This is a genomic window from Ruminococcoides intestinale, from assembly GCF_040095935.1.
Lineage (GTDB): Bacteria > Bacillota > Clostridia > Oscillospirales > Acutalibacteraceae > Ruminococcoides > Ruminococcoides intestinale.
Map to the genome: position 1 here is coordinate 225,768 of NZ_JBBMFQ010000003.1, position 14,240 is coordinate 240,007.

Sequence of the window (14,240 nt, forward strand, 5' to 3'; positions counted from 1 at the left end):
GAGGAGATTACAATGAACAAATTAAAAAGAATTTTATGTGCAATGCTCTGCGTATGCATGATTTCAATTCCAATGGCAATACCGACTACTGTTTCTGCTGAGGACAGCATCTCAGACCTTGAACAACAGCTTCAGCAGCTTGAACAGGAAAATCAGAAGTATCAGAAGATTCTTGATGATACAAAGTCTGACATCGCAGAAAAGGAAGAATACAAGAGCGCCCTTGTAAGCAAGGTTCAGGTTCTTGATGAAAAAATTGCAGTAACCCGTGAGAAAATTTCAAGCCTTAACGATGATATCAAGGAAAAGCAGGACGCTTATGACAAGGGACTTTCGGAAGTTGAGGATCAGTTTGACGCACTTGCAAACAGACTCAGAATTCTCTATATGTCAGGCAATGCAACCGACCTTGAAATCATTTTCGGTGCAAAGGATTTTTCTGACCTTATTGATAAGATGGAGCTTGTAAAGAGCCTCGCAAACAGCGACAAGGAGCTTATCAGCGAAATCCAGACAAAGCTGGACGAGCTCAGCACCAAGAAGAAATCCCTTGAGGCCGACAAGAAAGACCTTGAAACTCAGCAGGCGTCATTGAAGTCGGATCAGGACGAGTTTAATAAACTCATTTCCGATAATGACGAGATTCTTAAAAATCTTTACGCATCAAATTCCGAGGCGCAGAATTCCTTGGAAAGTGCGGCTTTGCAGAGTGATGAGATTGAAGCTAAAATCAGCCAGTACTATGCCGCTCAAAAGGCGGCTGCGGAACACGCTGCTCAGGCTTCACAGAGCTCAAGCAGCTCTTCAAGCAGTTCATCAAGCGGCTCAAGCAGTTCGGGTTCATCAAGCTCAGGTTCATCATCTGTAATTGTTCCGTCGGGTTCGGGCTTTGCATGGCCGACACCGGGCTTTGTGAGCCGTTCATCTGAATGGTTTGAGGACAGAGAGGTTTATAACCACGGCGGAATTGATATCGCCGGTGCAGGCATCATGGGAACTCCTGTTGTTGCGGCTGCCGACGGTACTGTTGTTGCAACCAACAGCAGTTGTACACACAACTGGGGCAAGAGCTACAGCTGCGGTTGCGGCGGCGGTTATGGTAACTATGTAATGATCAGCCACGCGGGCGGTAAGATGACAGTTTACGGTCACCTTACAAGTCTTACAGTAAGTACAGGTCAGACCGTTTCAAGAGGACAGGTTATCGGCTATGTCGGTTCAACAGGTAACTCAACAGGACCTCACCTCCACTACGAATGCCGTCTTAACGGTGTAAGATACAACCCGATGTCTGAGTATCCGTACATGTGATAATTTCTTTGATACATACACAATTTGATAATTAATTTAAAAGCCTTCGCATATACTTAAATAAGTAAATATGCGGAGGTTTTTGTTTTGATTACTTCATTGAATGTTGTGTTTCCCGAAAAGTGCGGGAAAATAAGGGGATTTTTTAACAGGCTGAGAGGGGACAAGGTGTGCGTTGAAATCAAAAGGGCAAGGGGTGTAAGCGTAAAACAGCTTACATACATCTGTCGCAGACAAAAGGTCAATCTCAATAAAATTGACAGGGCAATCGGCAATCAGCGTACAAGACTTTTGTGTTGCGAAGAAATGACTTTTCCGAACGACAGCGGTTACAAGCGTTTTTACTCGCCGCTTTTTTCGGCAAGACTTTGTACTAATATGGCACTTTATGCCCTCAGCAAATTTGATACTCCCGAAAGGCTGACGGTCGGAATTTATGATCCCGACGCTCAATGCACCGACCTTGTTTCATTTGTGTTGAAATATACGGGCAATGTCTGTATTATCACAGACAACGAAGATGTGTTCTATGATGAACTGAATACCATTGCCGAAGAAACGGGTGCGTGTGCCGTTGTTACTCACCACCGTGAACAGCTTTCAAATTGTGACCTTGTCATTGCACCGTTTGAAATTGAAGAAAATCTGCCTGTAAGAGATGATGCGGTTATCCTCACAAACGGCAGACCTAAGGAAAATATAAAGGGCTTTGTGTATTTTCGCTATTGCTTTAAAATGCCGAACGGTTTCGCACTTTTGCGCCCTGAGGGATTGTCGGAGGAATACTTCTGCTCAGCACTCTACACACTCGGTTCACAGTACGAACTCGGTTCAATTGTTCCCGATTTGTGCCGTAATGATACAGAGGCACAGACAGTGAAATCTCTTTGCAGTTATCTTGCCCGTTTTGCTTGACAATCGGTGTGAAAAAATTTATAATAAATCTATATGCAGTTTTTTGCTGATATGAAAGAATTTTATACCGTATGCACGCTTGTGCAGGTGCGGTATTAACTGAAAGGAACGATATAAAATGGCAGCTAAACCAACAATGCTTACTGCGGAAGGTCTTAAAAATCTTGAAGAGGAACTTGCAGAATTACAAAATGTCAAGCGTAAAGAAATTGCAGAGAAAATCAAGGTAGCCCGTTCCTACGGCGACTTGTCCGAGAACAGTGAATATGATGACGCAAAGAACGAGCAGGCTATTATGGAGGCAAGAATCGCTACTATCGAGTCTATCCTCAAAACTGCTCAGATTATTGATGAGTCCGAAACATCTAACGATAAGGTACACCTCACTTCTGTTGTTACAATCGAAATGGTTGGCACAGACAGACAGATGACATACAAAATCGTTGGTTCGGGTTCTAACGAAACAAATCCCGCACAGGGCAAAATTTCTGACGAATCACCTGTGGGCAAGGCTCTCATGGACAGATGTGTCGGTGATGTTGTTGAGGTTGAAACTCCCGGCGGCGTAAAGGCATTTAAGATTCTTGAAATCTCAAAGTAATTTGTTTATCTATTGAATTTTTGCTGACGGATTCTGCTTTTGCAATCCGTCAGATTTATTGATGTTGAAAAGAGAGGAATGATTGGAAATGAGTCAGAAGCCACAGCAGAACGGCACAAGCGATGTTATCAAGGTCAGATACGAAAAGCTTGACGCCCTCAAAAAAGCAGGCAGAGATCCGTTTGTAATTACAACAAGTGCCCGTGATGTTCTCACGGAAACAATTAAAAACAATTTTGAAGAGTACGAAAACAAAGATGTATGCGTTGCAGGCCGTTTGCTTTCAAAAAGAGGCAAGGGCAAGGTTTCGTTTATGGACCTTTGGGATCGTTCGGGAAAAATCCAGATTTTTGCAAAGTTTGACGATCTCGGTGAAGAAGAATACGGTTTCCTTAAAAAGTGGGATATCGGTGATATCGTTGAAGTAAAGGGCTTTGTTTTCAAAACGCAAATGGGCGAAATTTCTGTTCATGCAAAAGAGGTTAAGCTCCTTTCCAAATCACTCAAACCCCTCCCCGAAAAGTATCACGGTCTTACAAATACAGACCTTCGTTACCGTCAGCGTTATGTTGACCTTATTATGAATCCCGAGGTAAAGGATACCTTTGTAAAGCGTTCAAAAATTATCGGCAGTATCCGCCGTTACCTTGACAATCAGGGCTTTATGGAGGTTGAAACTCCTATGCTCGTTGCAAATGCCGGCGGTGCGTCGGCTCGTCCGTTCCTTACTCACTTCAACGCTCTTGACGAGGATTTAAAGCTCAGAATTTCTCTTGAACTTTACCTCAAAAGACTTATTGTAGGCGGACTTGAAAAGGTTTACGAAATCGGCAGAGTATTCCGTAACGAGGGTGTTGACACCCGTCATAACCCTGAGTTTACTCTTATGGAGCTTTATCAGGCATATACCGACTACAACGGTATGATGGATCTTACCGAAAACCTCTATCGCCATGTTGCACAGGAGGTTCTCGGCACAACAACAATCACATACAACGGCATTGAAATGGATCTTGGCAAGCCGTTTGAGAGAATTACAATGCTTGACGCTGTTAAAAAGTATTCAGGTGTTGATTTCAACGAAATTCATTCTGATGAAGAGGCAAAGGCAATTGCTAAGGAAAAGGGTGTTGAGTTTGAAGAACGCCACAAGAAGGGCGACATCCTCAACCTTTTCTTTGAAGAATTTGCAGAAGAGCATATGATTCAGCCTACTTTCGTTATGGACCATCCGATTGAAATTTCTCCGCTTACAAAGAAGAAACCCGAAAATCCCGATTATGTTGAGAGATTTGAGTTCTTTATGAACGGCTGGGAAATGGCTAATGCATATTCAGAGCTTAACGATCCGATTGACCAGAGAGAGCGTTTTAAGGCTCAGGAGGCACTTCTCGCACAGGGCGATGATGAGGCTAACACAACCGATGAGGATTTCCTCAACGCACTTGAAATCGGTATGCCTCCGACAGGCGGTATCGGCTTTGGTATCGACAGAATGTGTATGCTCCTCACAGATTCAGCCGCAATCCGTGATGTTCTCCTCTTCCCGACAATGAAACCCTTGAATGGTGTAAAGGACGAAATTGGTGTAAACTCTCAGCCGATTGAATCCCCAAAAGCCGAGCCGGAAAAGATAGATTTCTCCAAAGTGGAGATCGAGCCTTTGTTCAAGGATTTCGTAGATTTTGAGACTTTCTCCAAGTCCGATTTCCGGGCAGTCAAGGTGCTTGCCTGCGAAGCCGTACCGAAGTCCAAGAAGCTGCTCAAATTTACGCTGGACGACGGAACAGGCACGGAACGCACGATTTTAAGCGGTATTCACGCCTATTACGAGCCGGAAGAACTGGTTGGTAAGACCTGTATCGCTATTACCAATCTTCCGCCAAGACCGATGATGGGCATTGATTCCTGCGGTATGCTGATTAGTGCGGTACACCACGAAGAAGGCGAAGAAAAGCTCCATCTTCTAATGGTAGATGACCATATTCCGGCGGGCGCAAAGCTCTACTAAAACGAGATGTACTTCATTTTCCGAAAACCTCGGATTTTACACAAATACACCAATTTTACACCAATCGGTGCTAAAATCGGTGCAGCAACAAAAAAATCGCATAATTTTTAGTTTCACACAGCCCCTGAGAAGTTATAGCTTCTCAGGGGCTTCTGTATTTTCTCATAGTTTTACTACCCATTATCGCAAACTATACCAATCCACGCTTTCCCAATATAATGAAGCTAATCGCAGAGGAAGGAGAGGATTAAGTATGAGCAATATTTTATCAGAGGTACACCCTGAACTTATTGCGGAATGGTCGGATAAAAACCTGCCGCTTACTCCGGATAAGATTACATACGGCTCAAACAAAGTCGTTTGGTGGAAAGGCGCTTGCGGTCACGAATGGCAGACAAGTGTTAAAGCTCGTTCAAACGGCGAAAACTGCCCAATCTGCTCAGGCGCAAGAGTGATAGAGGGTATCAATGATCTGGCAACGCTGAAGCCGGAGCTGGCTGATGAATGGTCGAGTAAGAATGATCCGCTGAAACCGACAATGGTAACGACAGGCTCTCATAAAAAAGTGATTTGGCAGGATAAATATGGTCACGAATGGACAGCAACGGTTAAGAGCAGGGCGTTAAACGGTACAGGCTGTCCGTATTGCTCCCATAATAAAATCTTAGTAGGATTTAATGACCTTGCCTCACAGCGCCCTCAAATCGCTTCTGAGTGGTCTGAGAGAAATTACCCACTAAAGCCTGATATGGTTACGGTCTTTGCAAATCGGAAGGTATGGTGGCGGTGCAGCAAAGGTCACGAATGGAACACGCTCATTTCCACTCGTTCAGGCGGAAGCGGGTGTCCTTATTGCAGCGGTCAACTTCTGCTGAAAGGATTTAATGATTTCGCTACGACACACCCTCAGCTTGCACAGGAATGGTCGGATAGGAATCTGCCTCTTACTCCTGATATGATAAACGAAAAGTCCCGCAGAAATGTCTGGTGGAAGTGCAGAGAGTGCGGGTATGAATGGCAGTCAGTCGTATATGCTCGTGTAAAAGGAACGGTATGTCCTGTCTGTGCAGATCGGGCGGTTATGACAGGGTATAATGATTTAGCAACGACGGATACACATCTTCTTTCGGAATGGGATTACGAGAGGAACAAAGATATTTTCCCAAACAAAATATCAAGGAATTCAATGCAGAGTGTATGGTGGAAGTGTTCGCTCGGACACTCGTGGAAGGCAAAAATTTCAGAAAGAGCGATTGAGGGAAAAGGCTGTAAGGTGTGTGAAAAAGACTATCTGACGGTTTTTCCAAAGCTGGCGGTTATGTATTATGCAGCGAAGAAGCACATAAAGGTACAGATGGATACGGATAAGATTATCGGCATACCTCTTGAAATATATTTACCTGAAGAAAAAGCAGCGATTGAAACGGTTAGTCGGACAGAGAATGTAGAAACCTTGAAAGCATATCTGTGCCGGAAGCGGGAGATCAAACTGATTAAAATCCCATATACATTAGGAAACAGCGAAATAGACTTCGCTATGAAAATCAAAAAAGCGTTTCGCAGCTTACATATTTTCATAACCTCGAATGAAGATGAGGATACAGTGTTTATCCGGCAGAGGTTTTTTGAATGGAGAAAAGGACAGATAAAATAAAGGAGACGATTTGATGAAAGACAGACAATTTCATATCTATCTTGATGACGAGGAGTACGGACAGGTTTTGCAGGCGTTAATCGCCCTTAAAAATAATCTGATAGCACAAGGCAGATATACGGACGCAGTAGATGATGTCCTTATCAAATTTACAAAAGCACGAAAGAAAAAGATGACCGTGCAATACATCTGAATAAAACCGCAGTTATGCCGCTTGTTTCTTTACGGAGAAGCAGGCGGCTTTTTTGCGTTTTTAGGGCAATTTTCAAGGTCAAAAAATTTTTTTCAAATTTTTTTCGGAAAAGGGGCGATTTTGGGTGTGCATTTTGCCCCCCTTTGTCCAAATGAGTGAAGGGGTTATTTTCCCGCAGGGGATTTCCCCCTTCAAAGTACCTTGAAAATTGAATAGACAGGCGCTAAGGACATTAGTTCTGATGAATAGCCCGAAGGTGGGTACGCCGTGACTTTTCCTATTGATATACGGAGAACGAGCGAGAATCCCCGACCTGAAATTCAGCTTGCTACTGAAACGGCAATGACAGTCAGAATGATAATGATACTTCTCTACGGAGCTGGCGGAGTACCCGGCAGAGGTGAGATTCCTATGATACGGTTTCGCAAACCGTAACCTTAGTGCTTCCCGTACAAAGCAAATCGCTTTCCGCAGGGGGTGTTGAGAACAAATGCTGCGGTCTTTACATAGCCGCCTCTTATTGAGGCAGGCTGTGAAATCTATGAAAGGAGGTAAAGCCGGAGATGTCAAACTGCAAGACGATTGCGGTATGCAATCAAAAAGGCGGTGTGGGCAAGACCACGACTACGGTTAATTTAGGCATTGGACTTGCTATGCAAGGGAAAAAGGTGCTTCTGATTGACGCTGATCCGCAGGGAGATTTAACGACCTGTCTCGGCTGGAGGGATAGCGACAGCCTTTCCGTAACGCTGACAGAGAAGCTTCAGGCAATCATATCGGAGCAGGAGCAAAATCCCTTTGACGGTATCCTGCAACATAAAGAGAAGGTAGACCTTGTACCGTCCAATCTCAGCCTATCGTCATTGGAAATGACGCTTGTAACGGCGATGAGCCGAGAAAGCGTCCTGAAGAATTATCTGAGCCTTGTAAAAGACAAGTACGATTATGTCCTTATTGACTGTATGCCGAGCTTGGGTATGATTACCTTTAACGCTCTAACGGCGGCGGACAGCGTGATTATCCCCGTTCAGGCGCAGTATCTTCCCGCTAAGGGAATGACGCAGCTTTTGGGGACGATTGCGAAAGTGAGGAAACATACAAACGCCGATTTGAAAATCGACGGTATTCTTCTGACGCTTGTGGACGGAAGGACAAATCTTGCGAAAAGCACAGTGGAAGCGCTCAGGGAGAATTTCGGCAGCCATATCAGGATATATAGATCAATGATTCCGGCAGCCGTAAAAGCCGCAGAGGTATCTTCTAAAGGGACAAGTATCTACGCCTATGAGCCGAACAGTCCGGTGTCTAAGGCTTACGCCAGTTTCACAAAGGAGGTGTTAGCCGATGGCAGGCAGAAAGAGCGACTTCACGCTGCCCACGAACACGCTCGATGAATTGTTTTCCTCTCAGGAGGAAAGGGACGAAGCGAAGCTGTCAAAAATCAGGGATATTCCGCTTGAGGAAATCGACGATTTCCCCGATCACCCGTTTCAGGTGCGGGAAGATGAGGATATGTTTCAGCTTGTGGAAAGTATCAAAGAGCGTGGCGTGATTACTCCCGCTACCGTAAGGCAGAAGGAGGACGGAAGATACGAGCTTATTTCAGGACACAGGCGAAAAAGGGCTTGCGAGCTTGCCGGATTTGAAACGCTCAGATGTGAGGTGGTAGACCTCGACCGTGATGAAGCTACGATTTTAATGGTCGAAAGCAACTTTCAACGGTCGCAGATACTTCCCTCGGAGAAAGCTCACGCATATAAAATGCGGCTGGACGCTATGAAAAGACAGGCAGGCAGACCGAGTAAAAATAATTCTGCAACACTGTTGCAGAATTTCGGTGGCAAGACCACTCGTGAAATTATTGCCGCAGAAAGCGGCGAAAGTCACGAACAAGTCCGAAAATATATCCGCCTTACAAACCTTGTTCCCGAACTGCTTGAATTTGTGGACGAGGGCAGGATTAAAATGCGCCCCGCCGTTGAGCTGTCCTATCTGAACGAGGACTGCCAGAGGGATTTGGTGGACGAAATCGACCTAAACGACTGTACCCCGTCCCACGATCAGGCAATCCGTATGCGGAAGTTTTTTGAAGAAGGCAAGCTGACTACGGAGGCGATCTCTGCGATTATGAGCGAGGAAAAGCCGAATCAGCGTGAGAAGATTGTTTTGCGTGGGGACAGGGTGCGAAGCCTGATCCCGAAAAATATCCCCATCAACCAAACGGAGGAGTATGTCTGCAAGGCGCTGGAGCATTACAACAAGTTTCTGCGTAACCGTGCCGAGCGTGACAGCAGGTAAGGCGGAGTGCGTTTTTTTCTTCCCCTTCCTCACACTCCAACCCCTGAAACTACCTGACTATCCGAAAGAATAAATCTATCTCTCCTGATTACAGCTATCTCACCTAACTCAATCTATCTCAGGAAAACGCACCATTCCAAAACACAGGAGGTATGCCCTATGATGTAAGATTACCCTTTGTTTCACACCTTTGCCTGAAACGCTGTTTCGCATTACAATGGCGGCAGAAAAGGAGTGAAGCGCAATGAAAATCAAAACAATCGCTTTTTTAACGGCTCTTTTGCTGGTCGTGCTTGCAGGCTGCAACAATGCCCCGCTGAATGAAGATAAGCCGCAGCCGTTTTCTTTTTCGGAGAGTGTTCAAAGCACCCCTGAATCCGAAGCGCCTGCGGGAGAGGAAAGCAAGGAGGTTGAAACAACGCCTGAAGCCGTGCAGGAAGAAACGACGGAAAAGCAGGAAGAAACGACGAAAACGGATACGGTCTGCACCGAACAGCCTCAGACTGTTTCTGAAACCGGGCAGGCGGCACAGCCCGCCGAACAACCCGATAAAGCGGACAAAACCGAACATTCCGTATCCACACCGCAGCCGGATATTCCACAAGAAAGCGAAACGCCTGCGCCGCCTGAAACGGAAGAAACACCGAGCGAAACTAAAACTGACTTTGACATTGACTACTGGATTTCCTTTGCAAAAGGCTACGCTCAGAGCGTGGGACTTCTGTTAGACAGCGAGGCAATTTACTGTTGGGATAATCCGATCCGTGCCGGAGCGCACTGCAAATATCTTGAAAGGGATATTCACAGCCGCTTGGATCGGTACAAGGCTGACGAAGAAATCACAGCCGTATGGATTTGGGCGGAGGAAGTCTCTGACGGACTTTACGACATCTATATCGGCTACGCTTAAATTAAATATTCCATTTTGAGGACGCACCGAAAAAACGGTGCGTTTTTTCATTTCAAGGAGGATTTCAGATGAAAATTAAGAAACCAAAACGCATTATGTCGCTGTTTCTTGCGGCGCTGATGTGCGTGACTTCCCTTGTAGGGATTGGTACGACCGCCTATGCCGCAGAGGAAACGGACGATGTGTACCTTATCTCGTATCCCCGTGACGGGGACTCGAATTACAACGCCGAATGGGGACACGGAAGCCTTACCTTTATGAACGGCTGGAAAACAGGCAATTCCCGTTATACAACCGTCCGTGCGATGGGATCATATACGGGAAATATCTGCTACTGTATTGAGATCGGCGTCCCGCAGCAGACCGGAGACAGCTTTACCAAAAAGGGCGAGGATTTTTGGGACAACTACCCTTCGTCCTATAACAGCACCATTTCTCCTGACGATATTAAGCTGTTCATCGGTCGTATCTTCCAGTACGGCTACACGGGAACCATCTCAACCTCGTGGCGTTCTCAGAACGAGGGCGGCGATAAGCTGGCTCACGCAGTCGCTACACAGCTTCTCATTTGGGAAACCGTGATCGGTGAGCGTGACGAGAACTTCAACAAGGTCAGCACAGGCGGCAAGGACGCTGTTCTGGATCAGATCAGTCCTAACCACCCTCTTTACGACAAGATTATGAGCTACTACAACTCAATGGCGGCAAGTGTGCAGAAGCATTCCAAGCTGCCGAGCTTCCTTTCCAAAACACCGGGGAGCGCACAGGAAATCGAGCTTGAATGGGATGGCTCTAAGTACACGGTTACGCTGACGGACAGCAACAATGTCCTTTCGGGATATAAGTTTTCGTCCAATGATTCGGGCGTTCAGTTCTCCGTAAGCGGAAACAAGCTGACGATTACTGCCGAGAAAGCGCCGAGCGACGGGCTGACGATTACCGCAGAGAAAACGGCGCAGAGAAAAGGCGTTATCACTTGGACGGACGGTATCTATGGACCAAACGGCGGTGTGCAGGATACCGTAACCTACGCTCAGACGGTCAATGATCCGGTTAAGGGATTTCTTAAATCAAAGGTTTCCTACGGCTCGGCGAAGATCGTCAAAACCAGCGAGGACGGAAAAGTTGATGGTATCTCCTTCCGTATTCAGGGCAACGGCATTGATAAAACCGTTAAGACAGAAAACGGCGGTCAGATTCAGGTCGATAACCTAATGCCCGGAGTATATACCGTAACCGAGCAGGAATATGACAGATACGAGCCGCAGGAGTCCCGCAGAGTAACCGTAGTTGCGGGGCAGGTTGCGACCGTCAACTTCAACAATACCCTGAAGCGTGGCGATATTGAGGTTATCAAATCCTCGGAGGATAACTTCAATGAGGGCGTGACCTTCCACCTTTACGGCACATCGCTCTCCGGCATTGCCGTGGACGAGTATGCGGTTACGGATAAAAACGGTGTGGCGACCTTTGAAGATGTGCTGATCAGCGGCACAACGCCGTACACCATTGAGGAAGTGGATACCGCAATCCGTTATGTCATTCCCGCAGATCAGAGCGCACCCGTCAAGTGGAACGAGGTCACTACCCGCAATTTCACGAATATCCTGAAGAAGTTTACCGTTACCGTGACCAAGAGCGACGCTGAGACGGGAACGGCTCAGGGAAACGCCTCTCTTGCGGGAGCAAAATACGGGATTTTCAAGGGCGAACAGCTCATTGATGAATACTATACCGATGAAAACGGTCAGTTTACCACAAAAGAATATATCTGCGGTGCGGACTGGACAATCAAGGAACTGGAGCCGAGTGAGGGCTATTTGCTCGATCCGACCGTCCATAAGGTCGGCGCAGAGCCGGAGCTTTATACCATTGAGCATAACCAGACCGCAAATGATGTAACGGAACAGGTCATCAAGGGCAATATCGCCATTATCAAACATACGGACGATGGCGAGACGCAGATTGAAACGCCCGAAGAAGGCGCAGTTTTTGAAGTGTATCTCAAGTCCGCAGGCTCTTTTGCGAACGCAAAGGAATCCGAGCGTGATACGCTCATCTGCGATGAGAACGGCTTTGCACAGACAAAGGATATGCCTTACGGCACATATACCGTCCATCAGGTATCCGGCTGGGAAGGCAGGGAGCTGATGGATGATTTTGATGTGTTCATCGCAAAGGACGCCCAGACTTACCGCTATTTGATTAACAACAGCAATTTTGAAAGCTATATCCAAGTAGTCAAGGTGGACGCAGAAACGGGCAAGACCATTCCCTATGCGGGTGCAGGATTCCAGATTTACGATCCGTCCGGCAATCTCATCACGATGGAGTTTACCTATCCTACCCCGACAACCGTTGACACTTTCTATACCGACGCTAACGGCTCGCTCGTAACGCCGGAAAAGCTGCCATACGGTCAGGGCTACTCTATCGTTGAGGTACAGAGTCCTTATGGATATGTCCTTGATTCCACACCCGTCTATTTTGATGTAACGGAAGAAAATTCTTCTGAGGAAAGCGGGGTAACAGTGATTAAAGTTGAAAAGACCAATATGCCGCAGAAAGGCACGATCAGCATTGAAAAGACGGGCGAGGTATTCTTCGGCGTTTTGGTAAGCGGCGGGACAGATGAAAACGGGCAGGAGCTTCCCGTTATCTATCAACCGATCTATGAAACACAGGGGCTTCCCGATACCGTTTATGAAATCCGTGCCGCCGAAGATGTGGTAACGCCAGACGGTACGCTGAGGTACAGCAAGGGCGAGCTGGTCGATACGGTTACGACCGATGAAACCGGCTTTGCAAAAAGCAAGGAACTCTATCTCGGAAAATATGAGGTAAAAGAGGTCAAGGCAGGCTATGGAATGGTGCTGAGCAGTGAAGTCCATACCGTAGAACTCATTTACGCCGGACAGGATGTAGCCGTGACTGAAACGGCGACTTCCTTCGTCAATGAACGGCAGAAGGTTGAGGTCAGCCTTGAAAAAGCGCTGGAGACAAACGAGCTGTTTGGTATCGGCAATAACGGAGAAATCAAAAATATCAGCTTCGGCTTGTTCGCCGATGAGGAGCTTGTATCCGCAAGCGGCACTTCCATTCCGAAAGACGGTCTGCTTGAAATCATCACGCTTGATGAAAACGGCAGGGCGACCGTAGGGACTGACCTGCCTTTGGGCAGCTATTATGTCAAAGAACTGGCGACAGACGAGCATTATCAGCTCAACGGCGAAAAATATCCCGTTGTATTTGAATATGCAGGACAGGAAACTGCAACGGTAGCGATTGCAGTGAATAATGGCGAGCCGATGGAAAACAAGCTGATCTACGGATCGGTTTCCGGCAAAAAGGTTGATGAGAACGGCGAGGGACTCGGCGGTGCGCTCATTGGTCTGTTTAAGAGCGATGATGTGGAGTTTACCGAAGAAAACGCCCTGATGACCGCCGTATCCGGCGACGATGGCAGCTTCTCCTTTGAGAATGTGCCTTACGGAAACTGGTATATCCGTGAGATCAAGCAGCCGACCGGATTCGTGCTTGACGATACCGTCTATGATGTGAATATCTCAGAGAATGAGCAAGTCGTTGAGATTGAAATCGTCAATGAGCTGGTGCGTGGCAATATCGCTCTTACGAAGGTGGACGCTGAATATACCGATACGAAGCTGACGGGCGCTGTGTTTGAGGTCTATAAGGACTCCAACGACAACGGCGAGCTGGACAGCGAGGACGAACTGATCGGCACACTGACCGAAAAAGAAATCGGGCAGTATGAAATGAACGATCTGCTCTATGGGCGCTACTTCATTTTGGAATCAGCAAGCCCGGATTCGTATATCCGTGACGAGGGCGTGTATGAGGTATTTATCGACACGGACGGTAAGACCTATCAGGTGGAAAACACAGAGGGCAAAGGCTTCGCAAACGAGCCTATGCGTGGAAACCTGAAAATCGTGAAAACATCGTCTGACGGAAAGGTGGAAGGCTTTGCTTTCCGCATTACCGGAGCAAACGGCTATGATGTTACCCTTGAAACAGACGAAAACGGCGAGATTTTCCTTGAAGGACTGCGGATCGGCGAGTACAAGATTTCCGAAGTGAACAATTCGGCTTCCGCTATGTATATCCTGCCTGCCGACAAGGAGGCTGCGGTACAGACAGGCTCTACCACGGTCGTTGAAATGCACAACGAGCTGAGAGATACGCCGAAAACCGGAGATGACAGCAAGCTCGGTCTTTGGCTTGTCCTTGCGGGTGTGTCGGTAGCAGGCATTGCGGCTTGCGGTATCATCGGCTTTAAGAAAAAGAAGAAGGAGGATAACTAATGGAACTGAAAGCGATTATCGG

General features: G+C 46.9%; 11 protein-coding genes. All 11 read left to right on the forward strand.

The window, feature by feature from the left end:
* Positions 1–12: 12 nt before the first annotated feature.
* The 11 genes from WMO31_RS07085 (at position 13) to WMO31_RS07135 (ending at position 14,218) form a co-directional block, all read left to right on the forward strand.
* Complete coding sequence (locus WMO31_RS07085; protein WP_367999449.1) at positions 13–1,311, forward strand: murein hydrolase activator EnvC family protein; 1,299 nt, start codon at positions 13–15, stop codon at positions 1,309–1,311.
* An 87-nt stretch (positions 1,312–1,398) separates the two neighbouring features.
* Complete coding sequence (locus WMO31_RS07090) at positions 1,399–2,226, forward strand: hypothetical protein (RefSeq protein WP_303806956.1); 828 nt, start codon at positions 1,399–1,401, stop codon at positions 2,224–2,226.
* 118 nt (positions 2,227–2,344) lie between these two features.
* The gene (greA, locus tag WMO31_RS07095; RefSeq protein WP_046433519.1) at positions 2,345–2,827 is read left to right on the forward strand and encodes a transcription elongation factor GreA; all 483 of its coding nucleotides are present in this window, start codon (positions 2,345–2,347) and stop codon (positions 2,825–2,827) included.
* An 88-nt stretch (positions 2,828–2,915) separates the two neighbouring features.
* Positions 2,916–4,838 carry a lysine--tRNA ligase gene (lysS, locus tag WMO31_RS07100; protein WP_367999450.1) on the forward strand — a complete coding sequence of 641 codons (1,923 nt, stop codon included), beginning with the start codon at positions 2,916–2,918 and terminating at the stop codon, positions 4,836–4,838.
* A 253-nt stretch (positions 4,839–5,091) separates the two neighbouring features.
* Positions 5,092–6,492 (forward strand): zinc-ribbon domain-containing protein, encoded by a 1,401-nt coding sequence (locus tag WMO31_RS07105; RefSeq protein WP_173727954.1) that lies wholly within the window; start codon positions 5,092–5,094, stop codon positions 6,490–6,492.
* 13 nt (positions 6,493–6,505) lie between these two features.
* Positions 6,506–6,685, forward strand: coding sequence for a hypothetical protein (locus WMO31_RS07110; protein ID WP_055194971.1), 180 nt, complete (start codon positions 6,506–6,508; stop codon positions 6,683–6,685).
* 267 nt (positions 6,686–6,952) lie between these two features.
* Positions 6,953–7,120: a hypothetical protein gene (locus tag WMO31_RS07115; RefSeq protein ID WP_337785762.1), complete on the forward strand. Its 168-nt coding sequence runs from the start codon at positions 6,953–6,955 to the stop codon at positions 7,118–7,120.
* A gap of 128 nt (positions 7,121–7,248) precedes the next feature.
* Positions 7,249–8,079: a ParA family protein gene (locus WMO31_RS07120; protein WP_227700745.1), complete on the forward strand. Its 831-nt coding sequence runs from the start codon at positions 7,249–7,251 to the stop codon at positions 8,077–8,079.
* The gene (locus WMO31_RS07125; protein WP_173728683.1) at positions 8,030–8,983 is read left to right on the forward strand and encodes a ParB/RepB/Spo0J family partition protein; all 954 of its coding nucleotides are present in this window, start codon (positions 8,030–8,032) and stop codon (positions 8,981–8,983) included. Before WMO31_RS07120 ends, WMO31_RS07125 begins: the two co-directional genes overlap by 50 nt.
* 244 nt (positions 8,984–9,227) lie before the next feature.
* Positions 9,228–9,893, forward strand: coding sequence for a hypothetical protein (locus WMO31_RS07130; RefSeq protein ID WP_173728685.1), 666 nt, complete (start codon positions 9,228–9,230; stop codon positions 9,891–9,893).
* A gap of 68 nt (positions 9,894–9,961) precedes the next feature.
* Positions 9,962–14,218 carry a SpaA isopeptide-forming pilin-related protein gene (locus tag WMO31_RS07135; RefSeq protein ID WP_173728687.1) on the forward strand — a complete coding sequence of 1,419 codons (4,257 nt, stop codon included), beginning with the start codon at positions 9,962–9,964 and terminating at the stop codon, positions 14,216–14,218.
* The last annotated feature ends 22 nt before the right edge of the window (positions 14,219–14,240 follow it).